General features: G+C 40.1%; 19 protein-coding genes. 8 read left to right on the top strand and 11 right to left on the bottom strand.

Features of this window, described 5'->3' with window-relative positions; all coding sequences use genetic code 11:
- Positions 1–15: 15 nt before the first annotated feature.
- Complete coding sequence (locus V2H41_RS08175) at positions 16–1,200, top strand: glycosyltransferase (RefSeq protein ID WP_330974654.1); 1,185 nt, start codon at positions 16–18, stop codon at positions 1,198–1,200.
- Here V2H41_RS08175 and V2H41_RS08180 read toward each other — a convergent pair.
- Both V2H41_RS08180 and V2H41_RS08185 read right to left on the bottom strand, forming a co-directional pair.
- Complete coding sequence (locus V2H41_RS08180) at positions 1,197–2,006, bottom strand: glycosyltransferase family 2 protein (protein ID WP_330974655.1); 810 nt, start codon at positions 2,004–2,006, stop codon at positions 1,197–1,199. The two genes, V2H41_RS08175 and V2H41_RS08180, sit on opposite strands and share 4 nt — an antisense overlap.
- An 8-nt stretch (positions 2,007–2,014) precedes the next feature.
- Positions 2,015–2,818: a glycosyltransferase family 2 protein gene (locus V2H41_RS08185; RefSeq protein WP_330974656.1), complete on the bottom strand. Its 804-nt coding sequence runs from the start codon at positions 2,816–2,818 to the stop codon at positions 2,015–2,017.
- 441 nt (positions 2,819–3,259) lie between these two features.
- Between V2H41_RS08185 and katG the strand changes: the two genes are divergently transcribed.
- The 4 genes from katG (at position 3,260) to V2H41_RS08205 (ending at position 9,971) form a co-directional block, all read left to right on the top strand.
- On the top strand, positions 3,260–5,527 hold the full coding sequence (katG, locus tag V2H41_RS08190) for a catalase/peroxidase HPI (protein ID WP_330974657.1): 2,268 nt from the start codon (positions 3,260–3,262) through the stop codon (positions 5,525–5,527).
- 198 nt (positions 5,528–5,725) lie between these two features.
- Positions 5,726–8,572 carry a DNA polymerase I gene (gene polA, locus V2H41_RS08195; protein WP_330974658.1) on the top strand — a complete coding sequence of 949 codons (2,847 nt, stop codon included), beginning with the start codon at positions 5,726–5,728 and terminating at the stop codon, positions 8,570–8,572.
- 46 nt (positions 8,573–8,618) lie between these two features.
- Positions 8,619–9,236, top strand: coding sequence for an HAD family hydrolase (locus tag V2H41_RS08200; RefSeq protein ID WP_330974659.1), 618 nt, complete (start codon positions 8,619–8,621; stop codon positions 9,234–9,236).
- Positions 9,237–9,251: 15 nt separating this feature from the next.
- On the top strand, positions 9,252–9,971 hold the full coding sequence (locus tag V2H41_RS08205; protein WP_330974660.1) for a TerC family protein: 720 nt from the start codon (positions 9,252–9,254) through the stop codon (positions 9,969–9,971).
- Between the two features lie 54 nt (positions 9,972–10,025).
- Here V2H41_RS08205 and darH read toward each other — a convergent pair whose 3' ends face one another.
- The 5 genes from darH to V2H41_RS08230 form a co-directional block, all read right to left on the bottom strand.
- Positions 10,026–11,105, bottom strand: a complete 1,080-nt coding sequence (gene darH / locus V2H41_RS08210) for a BtrH-related acyltransferase DarH (RefSeq protein ID WP_330974661.1) — start codon at positions 11,103–11,105, stop codon at positions 10,026–10,028.
- Between the two features lie 69 nt (positions 11,106–11,174).
- On the bottom strand, positions 11,175–11,576 hold the full coding sequence (DarG, locus tag V2H41_RS08215) for a flexirubin biosynthesis protein DarG (RefSeq protein WP_330974662.1): 402 nt from the start codon (positions 11,574–11,576) through the stop codon (positions 11,175–11,177).
- A 128-nt stretch (positions 11,577–11,704) separates the two neighbouring features.
- Positions 11,705–12,853, bottom strand: coding sequence for a dialkylresorcinol biosynthesis protein DarB (darB, locus tag V2H41_RS08220; protein WP_330974663.1), 1,149 nt, complete (start codon positions 12,851–12,853; stop codon positions 11,705–11,707).
- A gap of 120 nt (positions 12,854–12,973) precedes the next feature.
- On the bottom strand, positions 12,974–13,897 hold the full coding sequence (locus tag V2H41_RS08225) for a hypothetical protein (protein ID WP_330974664.1): 924 nt from the start codon (positions 13,895–13,897) through the stop codon (positions 12,974–12,976).
- A complete protein-coding gene (locus V2H41_RS08230; RefSeq protein WP_330974665.1) occupies positions 13,897–14,385 on the bottom strand; it encodes a hypothetical protein in 489 nt (162 codons plus the stop codon). Before V2H41_RS08230 ends, V2H41_RS08225 begins: the two co-directional genes overlap by 1 nt.
- Before the next feature lie 158 nt (positions 14,386–14,543).
- Here V2H41_RS08230 and V2H41_RS08235 point away from each other — a divergent pair, with 158 nt between their 5' ends.
- Genes V2H41_RS08235 through V2H41_RS08245 form a run of 3 tightly spaced genes read left to right on the top strand, consistent with a single transcriptional unit; the run spans position 14,544 to position 20,214 of the window.
- Positions 14,544–15,074: a hypothetical protein gene (locus V2H41_RS08235; protein WP_330974666.1), complete on the top strand. Its 531-nt coding sequence runs from the start codon at positions 14,544–14,546 to the stop codon at positions 15,072–15,074.
- Positions 15,075–15,106: 32 nt separating this feature from the next.
- A complete protein-coding gene (locus tag V2H41_RS08240; protein ID WP_330974667.1) occupies positions 15,107–16,321 on the top strand; it encodes a DUF2062 domain-containing protein in 1,215 nt (404 codons plus the stop codon).
- Positions 16,322–16,371: 50 nt separating this feature from the next.
- Entirely contained in the window at positions 16,372–20,214 is a 3,843-nt protein-coding gene (locus tag V2H41_RS08245) for a 1-acyl-sn-glycerol-3-phosphate acyltransferase (protein WP_330974668.1), read from the top strand.
- Positions 20,215–20,222: 8 nt separating this feature from the next.
- Here the strand turns inward: V2H41_RS08245 and V2H41_RS08250 are convergent, their stop codons facing one another.
- The 4 genes from V2H41_RS08250 to V2H41_RS08265 form a co-directional block, all read right to left on the bottom strand.
- Positions 20,223–21,047 (bottom strand): hypothetical protein, encoded by an 825-nt coding sequence (locus V2H41_RS08250; RefSeq protein WP_330974669.1) that lies wholly within the window; start codon positions 21,045–21,047, stop codon positions 20,223–20,225.
- Positions 21,044–21,733, bottom strand: a complete 690-nt coding sequence (locus tag V2H41_RS08255; protein WP_330974670.1) for a UDP-2,3-diacylglucosamine diphosphatase — start codon at positions 21,731–21,733, stop codon at positions 21,044–21,046. The genes V2H41_RS08250 and V2H41_RS08255 overlap by 4 nt, the downstream gene beginning before the upstream one ends.
- A 158-nt stretch (positions 21,734–21,891) precedes the next feature.
- Positions 21,892–22,782 (bottom strand): DMT family transporter, encoded by an 891-nt coding sequence (locus tag V2H41_RS08260; protein ID WP_330974671.1) that lies wholly within the window; start codon positions 22,780–22,782, stop codon positions 21,892–21,894.
- A gap of 110 nt (positions 22,783–22,892) precedes the next feature.
- Positions 22,893–24,935 (bottom strand): DUF5689 domain-containing protein, encoded by a 2,043-nt coding sequence (locus tag V2H41_RS08265; RefSeq protein ID WP_330974672.1) that lies wholly within the window; start codon positions 24,933–24,935, stop codon positions 22,893–22,895.
- Between the last annotated feature and the right edge of the window lie 11 nt (positions 24,936–24,946).

Genomic DNA, 24,946 nt, shown 5'->3' on the forward strand with positions numbered 1-24,946 from the left:
GGCTAACTTTGGCGCATGAGCAATAAGAGAGTCCTGTACCAGATGCTTGACAACCCTTTAAGCAAAAATCATGGCAATAAGACATGGAGCCTACAACTTTTGCAATATTTTAAAGAAAGAGACATCGCTGTGGATTTTGTGAGTGATCGAGAATGGGGTATGTGGTCTGATAGCGATATAGCCACTTTTCAACAAACAGGACTTGCAGACAGGTTATTTGTGCTAGACCGTAAACCTTCAAAAAAAAATATATTACGTTATTTTCTTTCTCATAAACTTCCCGAATTCTTCATAAAAAAGAAGGCTGGCTTTTATAAAGCCCCCATATACGACCACATTACACGTTATTATCAAAAACAATTCGATAATATTTTAAAAAAAAACAGTTACGATTTCGTGCTGATCAACTACGTAACTTGTGCATCGTTAATTCATAATAATCCTTATTTAAAAGGTGCTACCACAATTATTGATACGCACGATTTCTTTACTTCCCAACATCAGCATCATAAAAACTTTGACATTGGCGCATCGTTTAAAGAAGAAATGAGAAGATTATCGTGGTTTGATATGATATGGACCGTATCTACCGAAGAACATTATATATTCAGTCAGTTTTGTAAAAATGATGTGCGCCTTGTACAAACTATGTTGGACAAACCTTCTGTACGACGTGATTTCAAGGATAAAAAATACGATATCATTTATGTGGCGAGCGATATCAGACATAATCAGCTATCAGCAGAGTGGTTCTTCAAACAGGTGTATCCATTGTTACCATCAGATATAAAAATTTGTGTAATTGGTAAGATTATACGTTATATTGATGACTACCCTAACGTAGAAAAAATATTGTTTGTAGACGATTTGGCTGATTATTACACTCAGGCGAAAGTAGCCATATGCCCTATGTTATCGGGAACCGGTATTAAGATAAAAGTGGTAGAGGCATTATCCTTTGGTCTGCCTATTGTATGTAATCACAGAGGACTGGATGGTTTGTTAAATAAAGTAAATAATGGTTGCATTGCAACGAATGATGCCACGCAGTTTGCATCCGCTATCCAACAATTGTTGCATGATACGGCTTTTTACGAGCGTCAAAGCCATATGGCATCGGCCACCTTCGATTTATTCTTTGCAAAGGAACAAGCTTATCAACGGCTGGATAATATATTTGGAATTACTCAAACTTCTTAAAGATATTGGCTTATTCCCAACGAGGAAAGAATCGTTCCCTCCTCCACTGCTTTTCGTAGCAGGTAGTCATTTTTTTCCAGATCAGCGCGTGACTTCATAGGGTGATAAATATGAAATACTACTCCGGCGTATTTCATGGTACGTTTCTGTACACCGGCGTTATTCAACCTCACAGCAATATCATTGTCTTCGCGCCCCCAACCTACAAAAGACTCATCATATCCGTTTACAGTAATAAGATCCTTCTTCCAGAAAGCCATATTACAGCCTCGTACATACATAATGTCGTTTTGCCTGTAACCATGCATTAAACGGGAAAGAAATGGAATACGCAAGCCATTAAATACATTGGTAATTCCCTTGCTTAAAACAGAAACCTTAATATCTTTTTTCTTCAAAAGCCTTTCAGACAGTTCGGGCGACATTATTACCCTACTACCCGTAACAAAGCAATTTTCTCTTTTAAAATCGAAATGATCTTTAATAAACCTTTTATGTAGTATCAAATCGCCGTCAATCTGTACAATGTAATCGCCCGAAGCTTTTGCAAAAGCCTTGTTACGGATACGTGCTAGCTGAAAGCCTTTGTCTTCCTGCCATACATGTATCAGCGGTATAGGAAAGTCTTTACGGAACTCATCAATTAATTGCTCTGTAGCTTTTCCAGAACCATCATCAGCAATGATAACTTCCTTAGGTAACATGGATTGTGCCCGAATACTCATCAGACAAAGACGCAAGGCTTCGGGCCAGTTATAAGTAGAGACAATCAGTGATATATTAGCCTGGTTTGCCGCTGTTGCCATTATTGCGATTAAATTTGATTAAGTCCGTTAGCGCAATATATGGTATTTATTCTTCTTATACGCAATACAAATTCTGCATGGAGCGGCTCGTTCTTTCGACAGGCCTCCTTATGATGTAAGTGATATTGCACAGCAGCCAGTTTTACCACCTTTTTGTATATACCTTTATTCGTAAATCTTGTTGCCAGTTCTTCATCCTCATGTCCCCAGCCAATAAGATTATTATTATATCCATTCACCATTTCAAAATCCTTTCTCCAAAATGCAAGATTGCTGCCTCTTACGGATTTGGAAGAAAGGCTTTTTCTCGCAATAACAGGGGCCAACCACTTGCATCGAAGCACATTCATTTTATTTAAAATACCCGACGATAAGCTGTGGAGCCTAGCCTCCGCATTACCGTTAATGAGCTGCTTTGTTTTATCGGGAGTGAGCATACCCCTCGAACCACGTACAAAACAATTTTCTTCGGCTAGAAAAATATGATCAGCAATAAAGTTCTTATGCAGAATTACGTCGCCATCAACCTGAATAATATACGCTCCCGAAGCTTGTTTGATGGCCTTATTAAGAATAACAGTTTTTCTAAACCCTTTATCCTCATGCCATACATGCATTAATGGCACAGGGAATTTTTCTTGAAAAGACTCGATCAACTCTCTGGTTTCAGACCCCGAACCATCATCTGCGATAATTACCTCATCAGGTAACTCAGATTGGTTCATAACACTTTGCAAACAAAGCCTCAAGGCTGCGGGCCAATTGTAGGTGGATATAACTAAAGAAGTACTTTTTATTTTTTTCATCGCCATTACTGGGTACGCTTCTGATTTAATGATTAATCAATCTTATTAAACGACATTACCATTCAGCAAAAATCTTTCCACATTATGGAACGTAACAAACATCAGGAGCGCAACACCGAGGGAAACATTAACTCCATTTTAATATTTTGACACCATACTTCTTTAATTGGAGAGGTCCTTTTGTTAGTCATTTTGTTTATCCATTAAACATTAGGCTAAATAGGATAAGGCAATAGTATAAACGCCCAGCAGATATACATATTTCCTATAGGTTATAATAAGTTGCAATGATATATAAATATTCTTTAAAAAACGTCAATATCCAACCCTTTCTATAAACTTATAGATACATCTTCATAGATAATACTTATAGCAAAATAGAATTAATCGATTTTTCTTATAGAACTATTGTTCTAAGTTTGTTTGCACATACATAAATGTTCAACAATGGAAAAAAATGCAAATGACATCAGCAAATGTCTCTTCCACAACGGAAGCATGGACAAAGGTGTTGCAGGCACTGGAACACAAAATAAAGACTGGTGGCCTGATCAATTAAGATTACACATTCTTCGGCAACATTCTTCGTTATCCGATCCTATGGATAAAGACTTCAACTACGCCGAAGCCTTTCAATCATTAGATTTAAATGCCGTAAAAGAAGACATTAAGCAAGTACTCACCACATCTCAAGACTGGTGGCCTGCCGACTTCGGTCATTACGGACCCTTAATCATCCGTATGGCATGGCACAGTGCCGGAACCTATCGTATCCAAGACGGCCGCGGCGGCGGTGGTCGCGGACAACAACGCTTTGCCCCACTCAATAGTTGGCCCGATAACGTAAACCTTGATAAAGCCAGAAGATTGCTTTGGCCGGTAAAACAAAAATATGGACGCAAGCTTTCCTGGGCAGATCTTATGATTCTTGCCGGTAATGTAGCTTTAGAATCAATGGGACTAAAAACTTTTGGTTTCGGTGGAGGGCGTGAAGATACCTGGGAAGCCGATCAAGACGTATACTGGGGTTCTGAAACTACCTGGCTGGGAGGCGACAAAAGATACGCCCATGGCTCAGCAGGCGTTGAAGGTGAAGGCGTACTAGTGTCGGAGGATGATGCAGACGGAAAGATACATTCCAGAAACCTAGAAAACCCATTGGCAGCCGTGCAAATGGGACTGATTTATGTAAACCCTGAGGGACCCGATGGCAATCCTGACCCTGTGGCTTCTGCCAAAGACATCCGTGACACTTTTACCAGAATGGGTATGACTGATGAAGAAACCGTTGCCTTAATTGCAGGTGGTCATACCTTCGGAAAAACGCATGGTGCCGGCCCTGCCGATCATGTAGGCAAAGAACCCGAAGCTGCCGACCTTGAAGAACAAGGCTTGGGATGGAAAAGCACCTATGGTACCGGTAAAGGAGGCGATACTATTACCTCCGGACTGGAAGTAACCTGGACCAGCAAACCCACCGAATGGTCTAATTTATACTTAAGTTATCTGTTTGGTTTTGAATGGGAGCTAACCAAATCTCCTGCCGGAGCGCATCAATGGGTTGCAAAAAATGTGGGAGAAATCATTCCACATGCACACGACCCTAACAAAAAGGTAAAACCTACCATGCTTACTACCGACCTAGCGCTGCGTTACGATCCCATATACGAAAAAATTGCACGTCGTTATCTTGAACATCCGGATGAATTTGCCGATGCCTTTGCCAAAGCTTGGTTCAAATTGACACACCGCGATATGGGTCCAAAATCGCGCTATCTAGGTCCCGAAGTACCGGAAGAAGATTTAATCTGGCAGGACCCTGTACCCGCAGGCAATTACAACCTGACTGAAGATGAAATTAACAAAGTAAAAGCCCGTATAGAAGCTACAGGCTTAAGCGTTTCTGAAATGGTATTTACAGCCTGGGCGTCGGCTTCTACTTTCCGTGGATCTGATAAACGCGGTGGTGCCAACGGTGCCCGCATACGTCTGGCACCACAACGTAACTGGGAGGTAAATAATCCCGCATTGCTGAACAAAGTACTCGAAGCATTGGAAATCGTAAAAACCGATGTCAATAACGCCGGTATCGATATTTCTCTTGCCGACATCATTGTGCTGGCAGGCAATGTAGGGTTGGAAAAAGCGATTCAAGCTGCAGGATTCGACTTCAAGGTGCCTTTCCTGCCAGGCCGCGGCGATGCCTCACAAGAACAAACCGATGAATGGGCCTTCTCCTTCCTAGAGCCAAAAGTAGATGGATTCCGCAATTTTAAAAAAGGATATACCCCATTCTCTACAGAAGCAGCCCTTATCGACAGAGCACAGCTATTGACACTTACCATTCCTGAAATGACTGTATTAATAGGTGGTTTACGCGTACTAGGTACCAATACCGACGGCTCTCAAAACGGTGTCTTCACTGATCGTGTAGGCGTACTATCCAACGATTTCTTCGTAAATCTGTTGGATATGGCTACTGAATGGAAAGTGGTAGAAGGCTCTCACAGAGAATTGTATCAAGGATTTGACCGTAAGACAGGCGAATTACGTTGGACCGGAACACGTGCAGATCTTGTTTTTGGCTCTAACTCTGAACTGAGAGCTGTAGCTGAAGTATATGCCTGCGATGATGCAAAAGAAAAATTTGTGAAAGACTTTATTGCGGCATGGTACAAAGTGATGAATCTGGACAGATTTGATGTTAAGCAATAACAGTCTTCTATTTTTTCATGATTTTTGGAAGCATGGCGGCTCGTATATACGAGCCGCCTTTTTGTGATGAGGTATGCACCACAAATAAAGTGAGTGACACAATTACGCTGATAGAAGCACTACAGCCTGTATCATAAAATCTATACAAAACACCATTTGTATCCGGCCTGAAGCACAAATCTCACTACCTTAGCAGATATGGAAAAAAAGCTGTTTTTATTAGATGCCTATGCACTGGTATTCCGGGCTTACTATGCTTTAATTCGTAGTCCGCGTATTACCAGTAAGAATAAAAATACCAACGCCCAATTTGGTTTCACCAACACATTGGTGGAATTGCTCAATAAACAAAAGCCTTCGCACATGGCTGTTTGCTTTGATACGCATGAACCGACCGAACGTCATACCGATTATGCTGATTATAAAGCAAACCGCCAAGAAACACCTGAAGATATATTGATTGCCGTGCCGGATATCAAACGCATAATTGAAGGCTTTAATATTCCCTGTGTAGAAAAAGACGGATATGAAGCCGATGATGTTATCGGCACCTTAGCCAAGAAGGCCGCAGAACAGGGGTTTGAAGTATTTATGGTAACATCCGATAAAGACTATGGCCAGCTGGTAACGGATAAAATCAAAATTTACAAACCGGGGTATCAAGGTAGTGAAGCAGAGATATTAGGGCCCGAAGAGGTTTGTGCAAAATGGAATATTCAAAACGTTTCGCAGGTGATTGATGTGTTAGGGCTCATGGGTGATGCAGTGGATAATATTCCCGGTATTCCAGGTGTAGGTGAAAAAACAGCTGCCAAATTATTGGCCGAATATGGTACATTGGAAAACGTGCTGGCCAATGCCGAACATATCAAGGGAGCATTAGGACGGAAAGTACAAGAAGGAAAAGATTTGGCGATATTATCCAAAAAGTTAGCCACCATTATTACCGATGTACCCATCGATTTTCATGAAGAAACCTTTCGGGTAAAGGAATGGAATAAAGAGGTACTGAGAGAAATATTTGCAGAGCTGGAATTCAAAACCCTGGGCAAAAGATTGTTGGGTGAAGAAGTTACGGCGCCTACCGAGTCTACCATATCCAGTACTACAAGTAAAGGTGTACAGATAGATTTATTTGGAAATATTATTGGGGGAGAAACAAGCGCAGCCCCAGCTACACCTGTAATGGAAGAGGAAGCTGACGCTCCTGCCTTTTCCTCTTTGAAAAAAATTACCGATGTACCCCACGATTACAAAGCCGTCATCGGACAAGAAGCTGTACAATCGCTGGTTCAAGAATTAAGCAAGTACGACGAAATATGCTTTGATACCGAAACAACGGATATCGACGCCAACCTTGCAGAGCTGGTAGGGATGAGCTTTTCGGTTATGCCTGGAATGGCTTATTGGGTACCCTGCCCTCCAGAGCGTAAGGAAACAGAACAGCTTATTGAAGCATTCAAACCTTTATTCGAAGATCCTTCAAAAACCTGGGTAGGGCAGAATTTGAAATACGACCTCCTCATCATGAAATGGTACGGAGTAGAGTTTGCCGGAAAACTCTTTGATACTATGTTGGCGCATTACGTTATAGAGCCCGATGGTAAACGCGGTATGGATCAGCTTAGTGCCAAATATCTGGGTTACGAACCTATACATATTGAAGAACTCATCGGCAAAAAAGGCAAACATCAAAAAAGTATGCGAGAGGTGGAGCTGGAAAAGATTAAAGACTACGCTGCAGAAGATGCCGATATCACCCTGCAGCTGAAAAATGTCTTCACTCCCTTGCTCAAGAAAAAAGAAGTAGAGCGTGTTTTTCATGAAGTGGAAAATCCTTTGGTACCAGTGCTGATGGATATGGAATACGAAGGCGTGCGCATTGATGAAGGATTTTTAAAAGCCTATTCGCTAGAGCTGGAAAAAGCGGCGGCAGAGGCAGAAAGAAAAGTGTTTGAAATAGCCGGCGTGCGTTTTAATCTGGCATCGCCCAAACAACTGGGAGAAGTTTTGTTTGAAAAACTGAAACTAGATGCTTCGGCAAAAAAAACTAAAACAGGTCAGTACCAAACCGGCGAAGAGGTCCTTCAAAAACTGGCGGCCAAAGGACACAGCATTGCTGAAGAAATTATTGCCTATCGAGAATTGACCAAACTAAAATCCACCTATGTGGATGCCTTACCACAACTGATCAATCCTAAAACCGGACGCGTACATACTACTTACGGCCAAGCGGTAGCCGTTACGGGAAGGTTGGCTAGCAATAATCCCAATCTGCAAAATATTCCGGTGCGCACAGACAGAGGAAGAGAAATAAGAAAAGCTTTTATTCCACGCGATAAAAATCACATACTACTTTCGGCAGACTACTCCCAGATAGAGTTGCGCATTGTGGCTGGTATTAGTGGCGATGAAAACATGGTAGCTGCTTTTAAAAGCGGCTCCGATATTCACACAGCCACGGCTGCTAAAGTATTTAATGTGTCGCCAGAAAAAGTTACCAAAGAAATGCGCTACAAAGCTAAGAGCGTCAATTTCGGAATTATTTATGGTCAAGGCGCTTTTGGGTTGGCGGATAACTTAGGCATTTCAAGAACCGAGGCTAAAGCCATCATTGATAGTTATAAAAAAGAATTTTCCGGTATTCAGCGCTATATGGACGATACCATCAATTTCGCGCGCGAACACGGATATGTACAAACACTAATGGGAAGAAAGCGCTGGCTAAAAGATATCAACTCCAGCAACTTTACGGTACGAGGCTTTGCCGAGCGCAATGCCATCAACTCTCCTATACAAGGTACCGCAGCAGACATGATTAAACTGGCAATGCAAAAAATACATGCAGCAATGAAAAAGGCAGGTATGAAAAGCAAAATGATTTTGCAAGTGCATGACGAATTAGTGTTTGATGCTCGAAAAGATGAAGTGAATGAACTAAAGCCGCTGGTTATTGAAAATATGCAAACTGCATTAAATCTACCTCATGGAGTACCGGTAATAGCAGAATGTGGCGAAGGAGAAAACTGGCTGGAAGCGCATTAACATAGATTCAACAATCCACCAAACGCATTTGCCTTATCTTCGTTTTATGATTAAGAATATTATTTACGACTTTGGAGGTGTTATCTACAATATAGATTTCAAAAAAACTTTTGAAGCTTTTGAAGCGTTGGGATTTAGCAATTTCGACGACATGTTTTCGCAACATCATGCTAATGCGCTTTTTCAAAATCTAGAAACAGGAAAAATCACTCCTCAAGAATTTTATAAACAGATAAAAAATCAAGCTCCGCAACCTATTACCGATGAGCAGATAAGAGATGCTTGGAATGCCTTGCTATTAAATTACCGATTAAGTAGTCTGCAATTTCTTACAGAACTAAAAGAACGATACAACTTATATCTGTTGAGCAATACCAATGCCATTCATTACGATTATTTCTCAGCACAGCTTCGCAAAGAAACATCTTATCCATCGCTGGAAAGCTTCTTTACTAAGGCCTATTACTCGCATGGCATCGGGTTACGTAAACCTAACACTGATGCTTATGAATTTGTGCTGAACGATGCAGGTATTAAAGCCGAAGAAACGATTTTTGTAGATGATACAATCGGCAATCTTCCCAATGCAGAAAAACTGGGCATAAAAACCGTTCTACTACAACCAGGCATGCTTATTGAAAATATTGACTACGATAATTATTAACGTAATGTATTCTGTATGGCTGACGCTATTATTCCACTTATTACGTTGATTGCGCTTGAAGTAGTGCTAGGAATAGACAATATTATTTTCATTTCCATCCTTGCAGATAAACTACCTGAACAACAACGTAACAAACTGCGTCTATGGGGTATAGGTTTGGCAATGGTAATGCGCCTCATTTTGCTGGCCATCATTTCTTGGATTCTGAAGTTGGATAAAACATTGTTCATCCTCTTCGGAATGCCATTTACAGGGAAAGAGCTCATTCTGATTGCAGGAGGTATTTTCCTATTGTATAAAAGCACTAAAGAAATTTATCATAAGACCGAACAGGAAAATCCTAATGCACCCACTCAGATAAAATCGGGTAGCTTCGGAAAATTTCTGTCAGAAATCATCATACTGGATGTGGTTTTCTCCATCGACTCCATTATTACCGCGGTAGGTATGGTAAATGAGTTGTGGATTATGTACACCGCCGTTATTGTAACAGTAGGCATTATGTTGGTGGCGTCTAAACCTATCGCATCCTTCATCAGTAGGCATCCGTCCTTCAAAGTGCTGGCGCTTTGCTTTTTGATGCTGATTGGCTTTACACTGATTGCTGAAGGCTTCGAAATAAAAATTCCCAAAGGCTATATTTACTTTGCCATGGGATTCTCATTCCTGGTTGATTTAATACAAATGAAAACAATTGGAAGAAACAGTTCTTCGCAGGATGCGCCAAAACAATAATCAGATGTTTTATCGGAAACGATCGGTAAGATACTTGACGCTACTCCATCTATACTAAACTAAAGATTTTGCCTTTTTAATTGCATTTTGCAAGTTTTTAAAGGCTTTTTTCTCCAGTTCGGCAATTTCGATGAGTCGGTTTCCCATATCGTCGTAGTCTGCTTGAGAGCCGAGGCGTCCTTTATAAATACCAGCAGCCTGTATAGCAGCACCCCTCCATTTATCGCCGGTAACAGTAATTTGTTGTGACACATCGAGTAACTCGTCGATAGGAAGATAAGCATGGGCTTGTTGCAAAAAAGCCCCGTAAATAAAACGAAATCCACCACCCCCGGTGCCAATTTCTTCTTGCATACGCACGAGCTGGGCCAAATAAGCGCGCGCTTTGTCATCACCGAGTTTATTTTTCCATTTTTTTATCTGCCGTCCGGTGTATGCAATACCCTTTGCACCGGCAAAGGAGCCGGGAATCAGCAGCATATCGCGACAGTTACGTTTAATGCCTTTAATAATACCATTACGAATCTGCTCATCAGTAGCTTCGGTTAGGTTATCCCCCGGATAATACATCTGCCCGCGTGGTGCAAATGCGCCCTTGGCAAAACGCACACGCTGTAATTCGTAACTGGTCATGGAAACCAAGGTTTCCATGATGGGATCGCTAATGATATAGTTATCGCCTTGCTTGTCTACAACTATCAAATTATGAGCGTTGAAATGGAAGCGATATTCCTTTGGGAAATAAGTTAGATAAAACACTCCTACCTGACACGCAGTAGGCTTACCCTGTGCCAGACGTTCATCCAGTTCCTGCATAGCTTTCTGTGGAGAAGTATATTTCTTACGTGTAACAGGAACACCTAACGCTGTACAGGTTCTTTTAAAAATCAGTCCAGGCATGGTACGAAAGGAAATCGCCGGACCTCCGTTTACCTTCATAAAAGGCAATTGAATGTAAAACAATCCGGATCCAATACCAAAAACCAAGGGCTCGGTAAGCTTATGAATACCGTAATGCTTTAGTAATGCCGTTGTAACGCCATTTTCACAATGCGCCGCCTGCATATGATGAAAACCACTATGCAGGTTATCCAAAGATTCTTCAGTATGATGTGCTTGATGACTTGTTTCCAAAATTGCTGTAAGTTTTTTAATGCTTAAGAAGCGGTAAAGCTATGAACAAAGCTCCATTCGGCACAACAATTATTTCCCAAATGGATTTTTCAGTTCATCAATACTTATTTCAAATATTTCCGCATATTTCTGAAGCTTTTGATCTGATAGCTTTTTAAATACAGAAGGTTTTAGATGACGCTTTACGGTCCATTTCCAGAAACCGGTATAGGAAGATAAAATAGAAATATCCATTATCTTTTTTTCCATGAAATACAAGATAGGACTAGCCTCGCCATTCAATACTTTTTGGCGTGCCGCTTCAATCTTCTTCTCTACCTCACTCCAGGCCACATTTAACGCTTCGGTTTTTACTTCCCAGCCTGTGCTTTTACCAATAGTGTAATTACCTGTTTCATCAATGACGTAGGTAACCTCTTTGGCAATACGCCCCAATGCTCCGTTGTCCTGCGGTATTTCCTCTTTTTTCATTTTACTGTATTTCAGAAAGCAATTCTTTAACAAACCTGCTTTTCTCCTACGAATTTAAGGTTTTCTCCTACTAATAGAAAAGGTGAAAGCTGTAAGCCTCCACCTTTTCTAAATATTGTTATATGCCTTTATACTACGGTAAGTAGCGCATACATATAGCTGAATCTTGAACTTTCGGGAACGAGTAAAAATATTTTATCGCCTTTCTTCAATTTTCCACTATGCAGCAGTTCATCCACCATTAGGTATACCGATGCGGCCCCCACATTTCCTACATAGCTCAAATTCACGAACCATTTTTCGTAAGGTATATGATGGCCTAATTTCAAATGCTCTTCGTAAATCTTATCTCTAAAGAAGTTGCTGCTCATGTGTGGACAGTACCAGGTAATATCATCCGGATTAAGCCCTCTTCTTTCGAAAAGCTCGGGCAGTGGGCGTCCTCCCAACGGAACGATATTGGGACTTAGCAGCTTGACATCCTGCTTAATACTCATGATGGATTTTTCGCCCAGCTCTTCGTGTGTAAATTCCAGATAGCTTTTCAGCGTACCGTCTTCTAACTTCTCAGCACCACAATACATACAGGGCTCCATATCATCGGCATAGGAAAGTCCTTCTATCCACTCCACTTTTAAGCTTAATCCTTCCGGATTAGGTTTATTGCTTAACAAGAAGGCGGATGCACCATCAGACAGCATCCAACGTAAAAACTCTTTATCAAAGCTGATATATGGATTTTGCTCCAACTCTTCCAACTTATGCACTTCATCCTCGAACTGGTGGGCGACTAAAGAAGCAGAAAATCTCTCCGAACCGGTAGCGATAGCATGCTGGGCGTCTCCGGTTTTCACCGCCATGTAAGCGTACTTTAATGCATGCATACCGGCGCAACATACACCGCTTGGGGAAACTACTTCCAGCTTACCTAATTCAGGCAACCAACCATGCACCATTACTGCATGCGAGGGCATGATCTGATCGGGTGAGGATGTACCACAAGCCAACACATCTACCGATTTGAACCCTTCTGGGTCGTCTTTAAAAAGTTCCTTTATAGCTTCTGCAGTGAGTTGGGCATTGGTATGGGTAACCTTTCCACCTTTCTCCAAAGCATAATATCTGTTAGTAATCCCATTGTTTCTTAATACAATTCTACGCGACTTGGAGGGTTTTCCGTTGATGTACCCCAGATACTCTTCCATCTCCTCATTTCCTACAGGTTGGTTAGGAAAATAATGTGAGGTACGGGTAATATAGACTTCGTTTAATGACATACTCTTTTTTCTCTTTTAAAATAATCAGGAATGAAATTTAGGCAAGAAAACTCCTTTATTTCACCGCCCAATATAACTGATTTACGAATAACAAATAATTAAAATAAAAAAACAACAGCTTTACGCGTGAATTTCAGGATGATAAGCAACGCCTCTATAATATTCCATTTGCCTCTTGATTCTTTTTTGTAAAAATGCCCTGAAAAATAATAAATCTACCAATAATATTATGGGTGATGCTACCAGTAATGCAATGGCAAGATAATATTTATATAGTACAAGTATTTTTTTCCTTTTCTGAGGGTATTTATTAATGATGTTCACCCATTTCTGAAAAATCTTTCCTGCCTTACGCTCAATAAACATTAGGGAATATTTGACACGAGCCGCACCTAGTTGCAGCAAGCTCTCCTGAAGCCCATCCCAGCTATTTTTCTGAAGAAAATCCTTCACAACCTCACCAAACCGCGATGCACCCCGAATATCTTCATCAGATACACCAGGTTTGGGAAATATCCCCCATTTTCTGTCTTTACGTCCAGTACCTAACCAGTGAAATATCGTTACATAGCTCAAATGATTGAGATGTCTGTCGACCAGTGCAATATTTCCTACCAGACGTGCGCCTGCCGCATGGATCAGTTTTTTATTTTTTTCCTGAGCATTAATCCACATATTGCGACACCCGCTGATGGTAATAACTGGGGTATCCTTAATAATTGCCTTGAACTTCTCATCCTGCATGATGGAATTAAAAGGAATGCTGGGCGATAAGTTCCACGGTTGCCAACCCAAAATCACCAAATCGTATTGATTGCGCTTTGTTTCCCAAGGCTGTAACGAAGTAGGAATTACCTCTACGGATTCCGGAACTGTATCAAAAAAATCGGCTATCGGCCAAGGAAAAGGAAATGGTTTTGTGGGTTTTATTTCCAAAAACTCCACTGTATGTCCAGCGTCTATAAAAGGCTGCACAAAATTATCTAATATTTGCTTTAACTGCCCCGACTGGGTATAATAAACTGCTAATACATTCTTATCCATTATTTTAAAGAGCTTTCTGGCAGAGCTTTTGAGGTTTTGCTATAATTCAATACAATAGCTTTTAATGTTGGTTGTAAAGATTTGAACCCCTTAGCAATTAGTTGACTATCCTCTAATAAATTCCCCTTGTAATGAAGCATTTTAGGTGCATGCTCCTGAATCATCAACCTTAAGAAACGATATTCCACATTTTTGGGTTCTGCCCGGATTGCCAATTCCAGTTGTCTGTGCCCCTGCTTAAACGTATTCAGCTTTTGAGCCGGAACTTTTAATAAAGCAGACTTACGCATCAGTAAAGCGCCCTCAAAAGCAGTTTTGTCGTTTCCTTTTATATCTTTCAACACTGACAATTGATGATCAATCGCTTCAGATTGTCCTGTTTCCAACGCTTTATACAAATTTGTCCGATCCAATCCCTGAGCCTCTAATGTAGGATTATTTATCAGAAAAAAGAAAAAAACAGTTACAAGTAATTTCCAATAATTCATTTTAAAAAATGCGTAAATTTATAAAATAAAAGTATTTTTTATTTACTGAAGAGTGTGAAAAGCACACTGGCCCTCTATTAAACATTGTATTAAATATTCCCCTTGTGGGATATTTTACATTAGCCCCTTAAATACAAAAACACTCCATTATTATGAAGATGAAGAAAACTCTTCTGCCGGTTGCACTGTTTTTGTTATTAACAAATTTTCTCTGTGCTCAAAATGGTTACAAAAATGCTGTAGGTGTTCGGTTCAACACCTATATAGGTTATGATGTGCTAGCATTATCTTATAAAAGCTTTTTAGCTAATCACGATGCATTAGAGTTCAACCTAGGATTTGGCGGTCGCAACATGTATGTACCTGGCACTTCGGGGCAAAGTTTTTCTCCCGGTATCAGCTTGGCAGGCGCTTATCAGTATCATGTAGATATTGAAACTGCTACAAATGAACATCTACGTTGGTTTGCCGGCGGTGGTTTAATCTTATTTCATATTTTTTCTAAAAACAATTTTTATGAAGGATTCGGTGCTGGCTTGTTCGGAACATGCGGCATTGACTACAAGTTTAAAAATACACCGCTCAATCTTACAGCAGACTGGCGACCGACCGTTTACTTATCTGCTCCGGATTCATTTTCACCGCTTCAGATAGGCACCTTAGGGGTGGCGGTGCGATATACTTTTTAGTTTTATACTTTTGCAAGCTTTATTTTTGGAGCTTGGAAAAGATAGCTCCATCTACATATTATCAGGATATCAGAAATACCTTTAATAATTTAAGGGTCTGCGTTATTATTCCTACATATAATAACGCCAGAACCATTCAATCTGTTATCTGCGATGTATTGCAATACACACATAATGTAATTGTTGTAAACGACGGCTCTACTGATAATACGGAACAAATTCTCAGAGAATTTGACAATATTACTATTGTATCCTATACCCCCAATGCAGGGAAAGGAATGGCATTGCGCACCGGCTTCAAAAAAGCGCTAGAGCTGCAATACGATTATGCCGTTACTATTGACTCCGATGGGCAGCATTTTGCCAAAGATCTTCCGGTTTTTATTCATAAACTCCAAGAAGAAGGACCGGCACTGATTATGGGAGCGCGCAATATGGATACAGCAGACAATGTTCCCGGAAAAAGTAGCTTTGGCAATAAGTTCAGCAATTTCTGGTATAAGGTGGAAACGGGCATTGCGCTACCCGATACTCAAACGGGTTATAGATTGTACCCGCTCCAGGCTCTAAAAAAAATGAAGTTCTTTACGCGCAAATATGAGTTCGAAATTGAAGTGATTGTGCGGCTTGCATGGGCAGGAGTAAAGGTAGTATCGGTACCCATCACTGTATACTACCCTCCAAAAGACGAAAGGATTTCGCATTTCAGGCCTTTTAAAGATTTTACACGTATCAGTATTGTAAATACAGTTTTGGTAACCATCTGCTTTTGCTACATTTGGCCACGCAATTTCTTTCGTCGGTTTACCAAGCAAAACTGGCGACAAGAACTTAAAAATTTGTTGCTAAAACCCGGAGAGCCCGATATCGTAAAAGCCTGTTCCACAGCCTTTGGAGGCTTTATGGGTATTGTACCCATATGGGGATTTCAATTACTAGTAGGCATTGCGCTGGCACATCTGTTTAGACTGAATAAAGCCTTATTTGTACTCGCTGTGCACATTAGCATTCCACCTTTGATTCCCGTTATCGTTTTCCTAAGTTATAAACTAGGCAAACCCTTTATGGGGGGCAGAGCGGTAGACATTTCTTTCAACAAGGAGTTGACACTTACCAAAATTTGGCTGAATATAGAACAGTATATTTACGGAAGCATGGTTCTTGCCATCATAATCGGAATACTGTTTGGGTTGATTACATTTTTATTTTTGAAAGTCCGCAAATTAAAAAAGCGTACTTATTCTTAACACGGCAGTATTAGGATTGCTCACACCATCGGACTTCAAGCAACGGCTATATGCAAAAGATATTTACATCGATATTTGATTTTTTTAGAAAGAACAAGACTGCTCTTTACTGCTCCTTTTTTTCTACACTGGCAGTTTTTATTTTCTTTGCTTCCAGAATTAAATTCGTAGAGGATATTTACGCCATTCTTCCGAAAGATCATAAAACGGAAAAACTTACCCAGATTTTTGAGAATTCCAAATTTGCAGACAAGCTAGTAGTGATGGCTTCCGTAAAAGACACTGCCGCCACACAGCCTGATAGCTTGGTTGCTTATGCCGATGCATTTGCAGAAGCATTGCAACACCAAGCAAGTACCTACATCAAAAATCTACGCTATAAAATTGACGAGGATTTCACGTATACTCTTTTTGAAACCATGCAGCATCATCTTCCGGTTTTTCTTACAGAAGATGATTATAAAAAAATAGATACACTACTACAAGCACCCGAGCTAACCAAATCACTAGCTCGAAGTAGTTCTATATTAAGTATTCCCGGTCCTGCACCTATAAAGAATGTTGTACTCAATGATCCTTCGGGTATTTCTTTTCTAGCATTAAAGAAACTACAGCAACTACAATACGAAGATAATTTTACTTTACACAACAATCATTTCGTCACACGAGATAAAAAAACAATACTACTCTTTATCACTCCGGCTTATCCTGCCGGAAACACCGGAGCTAATAAAGATTTTTTCTCAATTATAGATCGCATCACGGACTCACTGTCACAATCGCAGTTTGGTAATATCGATACAAAATATTTTGGAGCAGCAGTAGTATCGCAGAGCAATGCTGCACAATTAAGACAAGACACGCTATTAACTCAGGGCATCACCGTACTGTTAATCGTTTTATTTTTGGGTTTTTACTTCAGAAAGAAAAGAGCGCCCTTGCTCATTTTGGTGCCGGTGGTATATGGAGCCTCGCTGGCGCTGGCTGCTATTTGTTTTATAAAGGGTAGTATTTCAGTCATTGCGTTGGGCACCGGTTCGCTGGTGCTGGGAATTGCGGTCAACTATTCATTGCATGTTATTAATCATTATCGCCATACCGGAGATCTAAGAAAGGTTATTGCCGATCTTTCATTCCCGTTAACCATCGGAAGCGCAACAACTATTCTGGGGTTCTTTAGTCTGCAATATGCCACTTCAGACATGTTGAAGGACTTGGGGTTGTTTGGTGGTTTTAGTTTGATTGGCGCCGCCCTATGCTCTCTAATATTCCTACCGCATTTTATTACTACCCATAAATATAATGCTACGCCTCGTCCTACCTGGCTCGACAAGATTTCCTCCATTCGTTTTGAGCATAATAAATGGTTGGTTGCTGCGATTTTCATTATTACTATTATTCTTTACCGATTTGCTGGTAAAGTATCTTTTGAGCCCGATATGACGCAGCTGAATTACATGTCCGAGAAAGTTAAAGCAGCAGAAAACAAACTTAACAGTATTAGTGGTGCTGCCTTAAAATCTATTTACATAGTAAGCGAAGGAAATGACCTAAATGAAGCGTTGCAGAAGAACGAAGCCCTGCAGCAGCATATACATACTCTTAAAAACGAGGGCATCGTTTACAGTAGCTCGGGAGTGGCCAATCTTTTTGTGTCTGCAACCCTGCAGCAGCAAAGAATACAACAATGGAAAACATTCTGGAGTGATTCTAAAAAACAGGCAGTACTGCAAGAGCTTACTTCGCTAGCACCAAAAAACGGCTTTACTGAAGATGGTATTAATAATTTCAGAGCACTGATTGAAAAAGATTACCAGCCAATACAGTTTTCTCAATTGCAAAGCCTGCGCAATAGTTTTTTGGATGATTATATTTCGGAGAAAGAAGAACTGGCCTCGGTCGTCACTTTAGTAAAGGTTCCGGAGCAATACAAATCAAAGACCATCTCCCAACTGGAACAATTACCTCATGTCACAGTTTTAGATAGACAGTACCTTACCGAAAGATTGACAGAAATTGTGAATGAAGATTTCAATCGCATCGCATGGATAGTTTCCTTAATTGTTGCTGGAGTATTGCTGTTCACTTATGGAAGAATAGAACTGATGCTGATGACCTTTATCCCCATGCTATTTAGCTGGATTTGGATATTGGGTATTATGGCTATCTGCAACATTCAATTCAACATTGTAAATATTATCATCTCCGCATTAATATTCGGTTTGGGAGATGATTATAGCCTGTTTGTAATGGACGGTTTATTGAATGAGTACAAAACAGGCAAAAAGAATCTAGCTGCCTATAAATCATCTATATTACTTTCTGCCATTACTACTATTACGGGATTAGGTGTACTCATATTCGCCCAACATCCTGCGTTACGCTCCATTGCTTTTATTTCCGTTACTGGCATTTTGTGTGTGGTATTGATGGCGCAAATATTGATTCCGTTTTTCTTTTCAATAGTTATCAAGAATCGTATACAAAAAGGTTTCCATCCGTGGACTATTTGGAGTTGGAGCCGCTCTGTTTTTTCCTTTTGCTATTTTGGTTTTGTAAGCATATTACTTACTATCATCGGTATTTTTCTTATCAAGCTTAACCTCCTGGGAAGAAAAAAGGGTAAAGCAGTATATCACTATTTGCTTTCGAAGTTCTGTATGTCTGTGCTCTATATCATGGGCAATTTTAGAAAACGGCAAATCAATCCGTATAACGAAAAATTTGAGAAACCTGCTGTTGTAATAGCCAATCATCAATCTTTTCTAGACATTTTGCAAATGGCCATGCTTAATCCCAAACTTATTTTATTAACCAATAATTGGGTGTGGAAATCACCGGTATTTGGATGGGCGGTTAAGATGGCAGATTTTTACCCGGTTGCTAACGGTATAGAGAACAGTATAGATCTATTGAGCAAACAAGTAGAACAAGGTTATTCCATAGCTGTATTTCCCGAAGGAACCCGCACGTCACATCCACCGATGAAACGTTTCCATAAAGGGGCTTTTTATCTTGCCGAACAGTTAAAACTGGATATTGTTCCGATTCTTTTTCATGGGTTAGGGTACACCATGACAAAAGGAGATTATTTGCTGAAAAATGGCCCTATTACTGCTAAATATCTACCCCGCATCAGCTATGAAGACCGTACTTGGGGCAACACTTATCAAGAAAGAACAAAATCTATCTCTCGATATTTTAAACAACAACATGAAGCTTTAACTAAAGAATTGGAGCAGCCTGAATATTTCAAAGAACATTTATTCTTCAATTATATCTACAAAGGCCCTGTACTGGAATGGTATCTCAAAGTAAAATTAAGACTGGAAAACTATTACCAACCTTTCCATGAATTACTACCGGAAGAAGGAACATTTCTGGATCTGGGTTGTGGTTATGGTTTTATGAGTTATATCTTGCATTGGGCCAGTCAAGGTAAAAGAAAATTTACAGGAGTAGATTATGACGAAGAAAAAATAGATACAGCACAACACTGTTTCAGTAGAACAGAAGATGTAAACTTTGTCTGTGAAGACATTGCCGCATTTAAGTTGGATAAATACAACGGCATCATCATAAGTGATGTACTGCATTATCTCCATCCCGAACAACAACAACAAGTGATTGAAAAAGCTATTGACGCGCTGTTGCCTAACGGTGTACTCATCATACGCGATGGAGATATTGACCTGAAAAGAAAACACAAAGGAACCCAACTCACAGAGCAACTGTCTACCAAAATATTTTCATTCAATAAAACCACACATGCGCTTTACTATCTATCAGGCAAAAGCATTGAAAATATTGCTAAAAACAAGCAAATAGCAATACAACGCATAGATCATACAAAATATACTTCTAATGTAATATGGGTACTGAGAAAACCTTAAATAATTTATCAAAAAGAAGCGGTTTCGTTAAGTAGATAAATTTCTAAGCCATCATTTCCCAAAGCATACAGTTTATTATTCTTTTTGAAAATCTGTTTGTATCCTCGAAAAGCCTCGGGAATTGGCCACTCTGATAGTTTCAGCGTAGCAGTATTGTATTGACATAATTTTCCATCATAAGTACCATAAATAATTTTATCACTAACAGATACATGCTGCCAGCGAACAATATCTATCTTACTTTTATAGGTACCGTAATAGTCAAAAACATAAATACCCTGCAGTGAGTCATAAAGATAAACGTATTGACTTTGATCGAATATTCTTATAGGACTAAGGGCCTTATCAAAAAGCTGTCTAAAATCCGCTGTTGCAAAAATTACATTCCCCTCCTCATCTATTTTCTTCAGCTTGTTATCCATCTCATCGTATAGCCATATTTTATTATCGTAAGACAAGCTTATGGCCGAAACATTAAAAAGATTTTTCCGACGCAGATCTATTGCTGCTCGTTGGTTTAGCATACCATCCAATAATACAATAGAAGAAAAACCTTTGTAGTAAAGCAATAATCTTACCGGATTAGAAACATCTACCCATGTTACTTCTCCAAATTTTTTAATCTCATTAAACACCGAAACCTCATCGCCTACGGCACTTAGCTTCTTAAGCTGATTAGAAGTACTTACCAGATAAATGTTATCCAGATTATCGATGGAGAAAGAAACATAGTTGCCGGGAATAGTTTTTATTTTTTGCCCTCCCGGAAACTGTTGCGCAAAGCAGTAGATACTGAACAAACAAAAGAGTAATATGTAAAGTGCGTTTTTCAATAATTACGGTTGATTTTAGACGGATCACTATGATATGTCAGCAAGTGCACATCTTCATGATCAAAAACCGCATATGTAAAAAACTTAATCCAGTCTCCCAGATTGATATAACGACTTTGCTCACTCAACTTAAAATCTATCGGAAGATGTCTATGACCAAATATAAAATAATCGTAGGGTTTTTCAGCCAACTTGCTTTTACAATATTGAACCAACCATTCCTTGTCCTCACCCAAAAACACATCTTCGGAGCTACCGGTTTTAATACGACTTCTTTTACTCATATAATTGGCTATGCCAATGCCTATTTGTGGAGGCAGTACACCAAACAACCATTGACTCACAGGATTGCGAAATACTTTTTTCAAGCGCTTATACCCCTTATCTCCCGGACCTAAACCATCTCCATGGCCGATTAAAAATTTTTTACCGCTCCATTCAAATTCTTTCGGTTCAAAATAAACCGCCATACCAAGCTCTTGCTGAAAATAACTGCTCACCCACATATCGTGATTGCCCACAAAAAAATGAAGCTTTACACCTACATCAGACAAATCGGCCAGTTTCCCTAACAAACGTAAATAACCCTTTGGGACTACGTATTTATACTCATACCAAAAGTCAAACATATCCCCCACCAAAAATACTTCGGAAGCACCATCGGCTATTTCATTTAGAAACGCCACTATCTTTTTTTCTCTAATTCGACTTGCTTCATATGAAGGTGCACCCAAATGAAAGTCCGATAAAAAGTATATGTTCTTCTTCGTCTGCAAGGTGATGTAATAGCGTTTATTGAATATCGAATCGTAATTAAAAACAAATATAGTATAGAATTGCAGGTTTATTCCATGGGTGTTTCTGTTCTTTTTTCATACTGACTTAGTGCTAGCCCTGACAATACTAAAGCCACGCCTGCAAAGGTGTGCCAGCTAATGCGATCTTTTACTAAAATGGCAGCTATAATAATACCAAATATAGGACAGAGGAATAACCATAATCCGGCTTTTACAGCATCTTCTTTAATCAGCTTCAGCCAAAGCCATACCGCCCCCACCGAAACCAGTGTAGCCAACCAAATGATACCAATCCAGAAGTTTTTATCAAAATGATTGGCCCCTGACTTATAAGTAATCAACATTATCGGAAATAAAAATATACCGCCCAATAATGTCTGCCAGCCGTTAATAGTGAGCAAATGCAGTCCGTCCCATTTCTTAGACGAGAAATAAATTGTCCCTGCCGAATAGGAAAACATACAACTAACAAGTAAAATCAATCCCTTTACGGTAACCGATACCCCGTCAAACAACGGCCAGGCTACAACAACAAAACCGAACAAACAAATGAGCAATGCCAATAACACTTGAACGCTGATTGGCTTCTTCAACACAAATACCGATAGAAAACTGATAAATACCGGACTTGCCGCTATGGTTAACGCCCCAATACTCGCTGTCACTTCCTTCATAGCTATAACATAAATGCCCAGATAGATAGTGATGTTCAGTAAACCGTATATGGCTAATTGTTTTAGTTCTATACGATTGGGTAACTTTTGTCGTAATATACCATGTGCTATAAAAAGCATCAGCAATGCGGCAATGCCAAATCTGCATACAGCAACAACCAAAGGTTGGGCATCCAACAACGCAATTTTCGTTGCAGTTGCCGCAGAGGACCACAATATGGTAAATAACAGGCCGGTTAACAGCCAGGAGATCTTCGTATTCATCTTAAACCGTGCGAAGGTACACCCAAAAGCATTAACCAAAAAGGCCGCATTGCCCTTTGGCAAGCAGCCTTTGTTAACCCGCACCTTAGGAGAACGGCCCACTAAAGTATTTATTTCACCACCCCCTCCATACGAACATTATCAATACTAAATGTTCCACCACTGCTTTCCGCATTAAAACCATAAAATCTAAAGGTGACTGCTGTGGTAATATTGGTATACGTAGCATCTAAAACTACAACACATCCATTCTGCGCAGTAGTGGCCGCATCGCTTATTTGAACAACCTTTTCGTCCACCACGGTTAAATTACTATTAGGTGGATCAATAGCTACAGGCAAATTATCGGCAAATCCGTTTATACTGGATCGAACGGCGACCTGTCTTACACCGGTTCCCGAACGCTGTAACGTAAAGGCAATTTTATAAAGATCCATTTGTCTCCCTACAGCGGGAGTAATGGTCACCTCGTAATAGCGTGTAGTATCAAGGTTTCCTGTAAAGTTATCCGAACCATTTGTAGCTCCCAATGGCCATCCCGTGAAAGAAAATCTTCCGCTTGCTGAAGAGTTAGCACTAACACCTACAGCAGTAAAGGAACCGAACATCAATCCATCTACAGCTGGTGAGGGAGTAGGATCAGCTGCTCCCGAAGTGTTAGTAACATCGTTAAAAGTATACACTGCAGCAAAAGCTCCTCCAAAACCGCCTTCAATATCCTCTTGACGGCGTAATGTAAGTTGTGTTTCCAATGCTGCATCAGGTGTAGATTGGTAGATGGACACATAACCCGTAATACGCTCTGCCGAAGCGGGCATTACAATTTCTGCCGTATTTCTCACAAAAGACTTTAGCGATCCGGTGGCGTCTGTTATCAGATAGTTGGTACCGGTGCTATTCGTTTCGAGTATTGTAATGAAAACATTATTTATGGTTACTACCGATGATTCCCAAGTGCGGTTATTAGCTATTATTTCCGATATGGTAGTCGATTTAGGTGTAATAATACCTGCTCCTGATTTTTCGGATACTGTCACACCACTAATCTGCAAACCACCGTTGAATGTGCTTAGCGACAGCCCTCCCACCGTTACTGTTAATGAATCGCCCAAAGAGGCGTTAGGGTTTACACTTGCATTAGCAAAACGTATTTGAATAGCTCCTGTTGCATCTTGCAAACGATAGTTTCCTGCTGCTTCATTTTTTGTATCAGATACTACAACTCCTTTGATATAAACACCCGCAGGAATAGAAGAGTCGCCTCCAGCAAACGCTTTTACTTCTTCAATAGTCATTAAGGTAGGTATAGGTGCTTGACCACTACAACGTATTCCCGAAAACTGTACATCTGCTGTATCCCGAATAAAGATTTGTAGCGTGCCATTAAATACCGAGGGCACCCCAATCAGCACACCATTTCCATCCGGAACATTTATTCCTGCAAAGCGAGCATAACTACTGTTGCGCAACACGATACTTTGTCTATCGCAAGTATTAATTGTAAAATTTATCGCGCTGGTGTTTTTAGAAGGATCTGCATAAGTTTTATTAATATCGGCATCTTTAAACTCCGCATTTTCTATTTGCACTAGCGTACTCAACAACGGATCATTCAAACTTTTTGTAAAATCAGAAGGCTTTACAACTTTAGGTATGATGGTATTATGAAACGAGCCTTTAATAATATACTGATCAAACATGGCTTGAGGAATACCGGTCAGATTTAGAAAACGGCCGTCGTCCGATCGTGAAGAATCAATGCCGAGTTGAATGGTACCGCCATAATCACCCAGCATCAGTCCTTTTAGCTTTAGAAAAATACGACGACCCACCGGAAATTGTGTGTACAGATTGTTTCCCTCCAACAGCACAGGGAGTCCTCCTGTTTCGTCTTGAATAACGACTTGTTTATAAAAGTTGCCCGATGCATCATCTGCAATTACTACACCCGAAATAATTTCATCCTCATCAATGCGTTTAAAGTCGCCTATTGCCGTATAGCGTGCTTTTAATTCCATAATCGTCATTGTCACATCTATTTCCGGATCAGCATTAGATGGAGGAACATCAAATTTTCGATTACAGGATGCAATGATCAGTAAAAGACATCCTAGCAATCCTATTGCTTTTTTATTAAAAGAAAGTTTTTTCATAGTGATACGTT

It is taken from the genome of Niabella digestorum (assembly GCF_036409055.1).
GTDB lineage: Bacteria > Bacteroidota > Bacteroidia > Chitinophagales > Chitinophagaceae > Niabella > Niabella composti.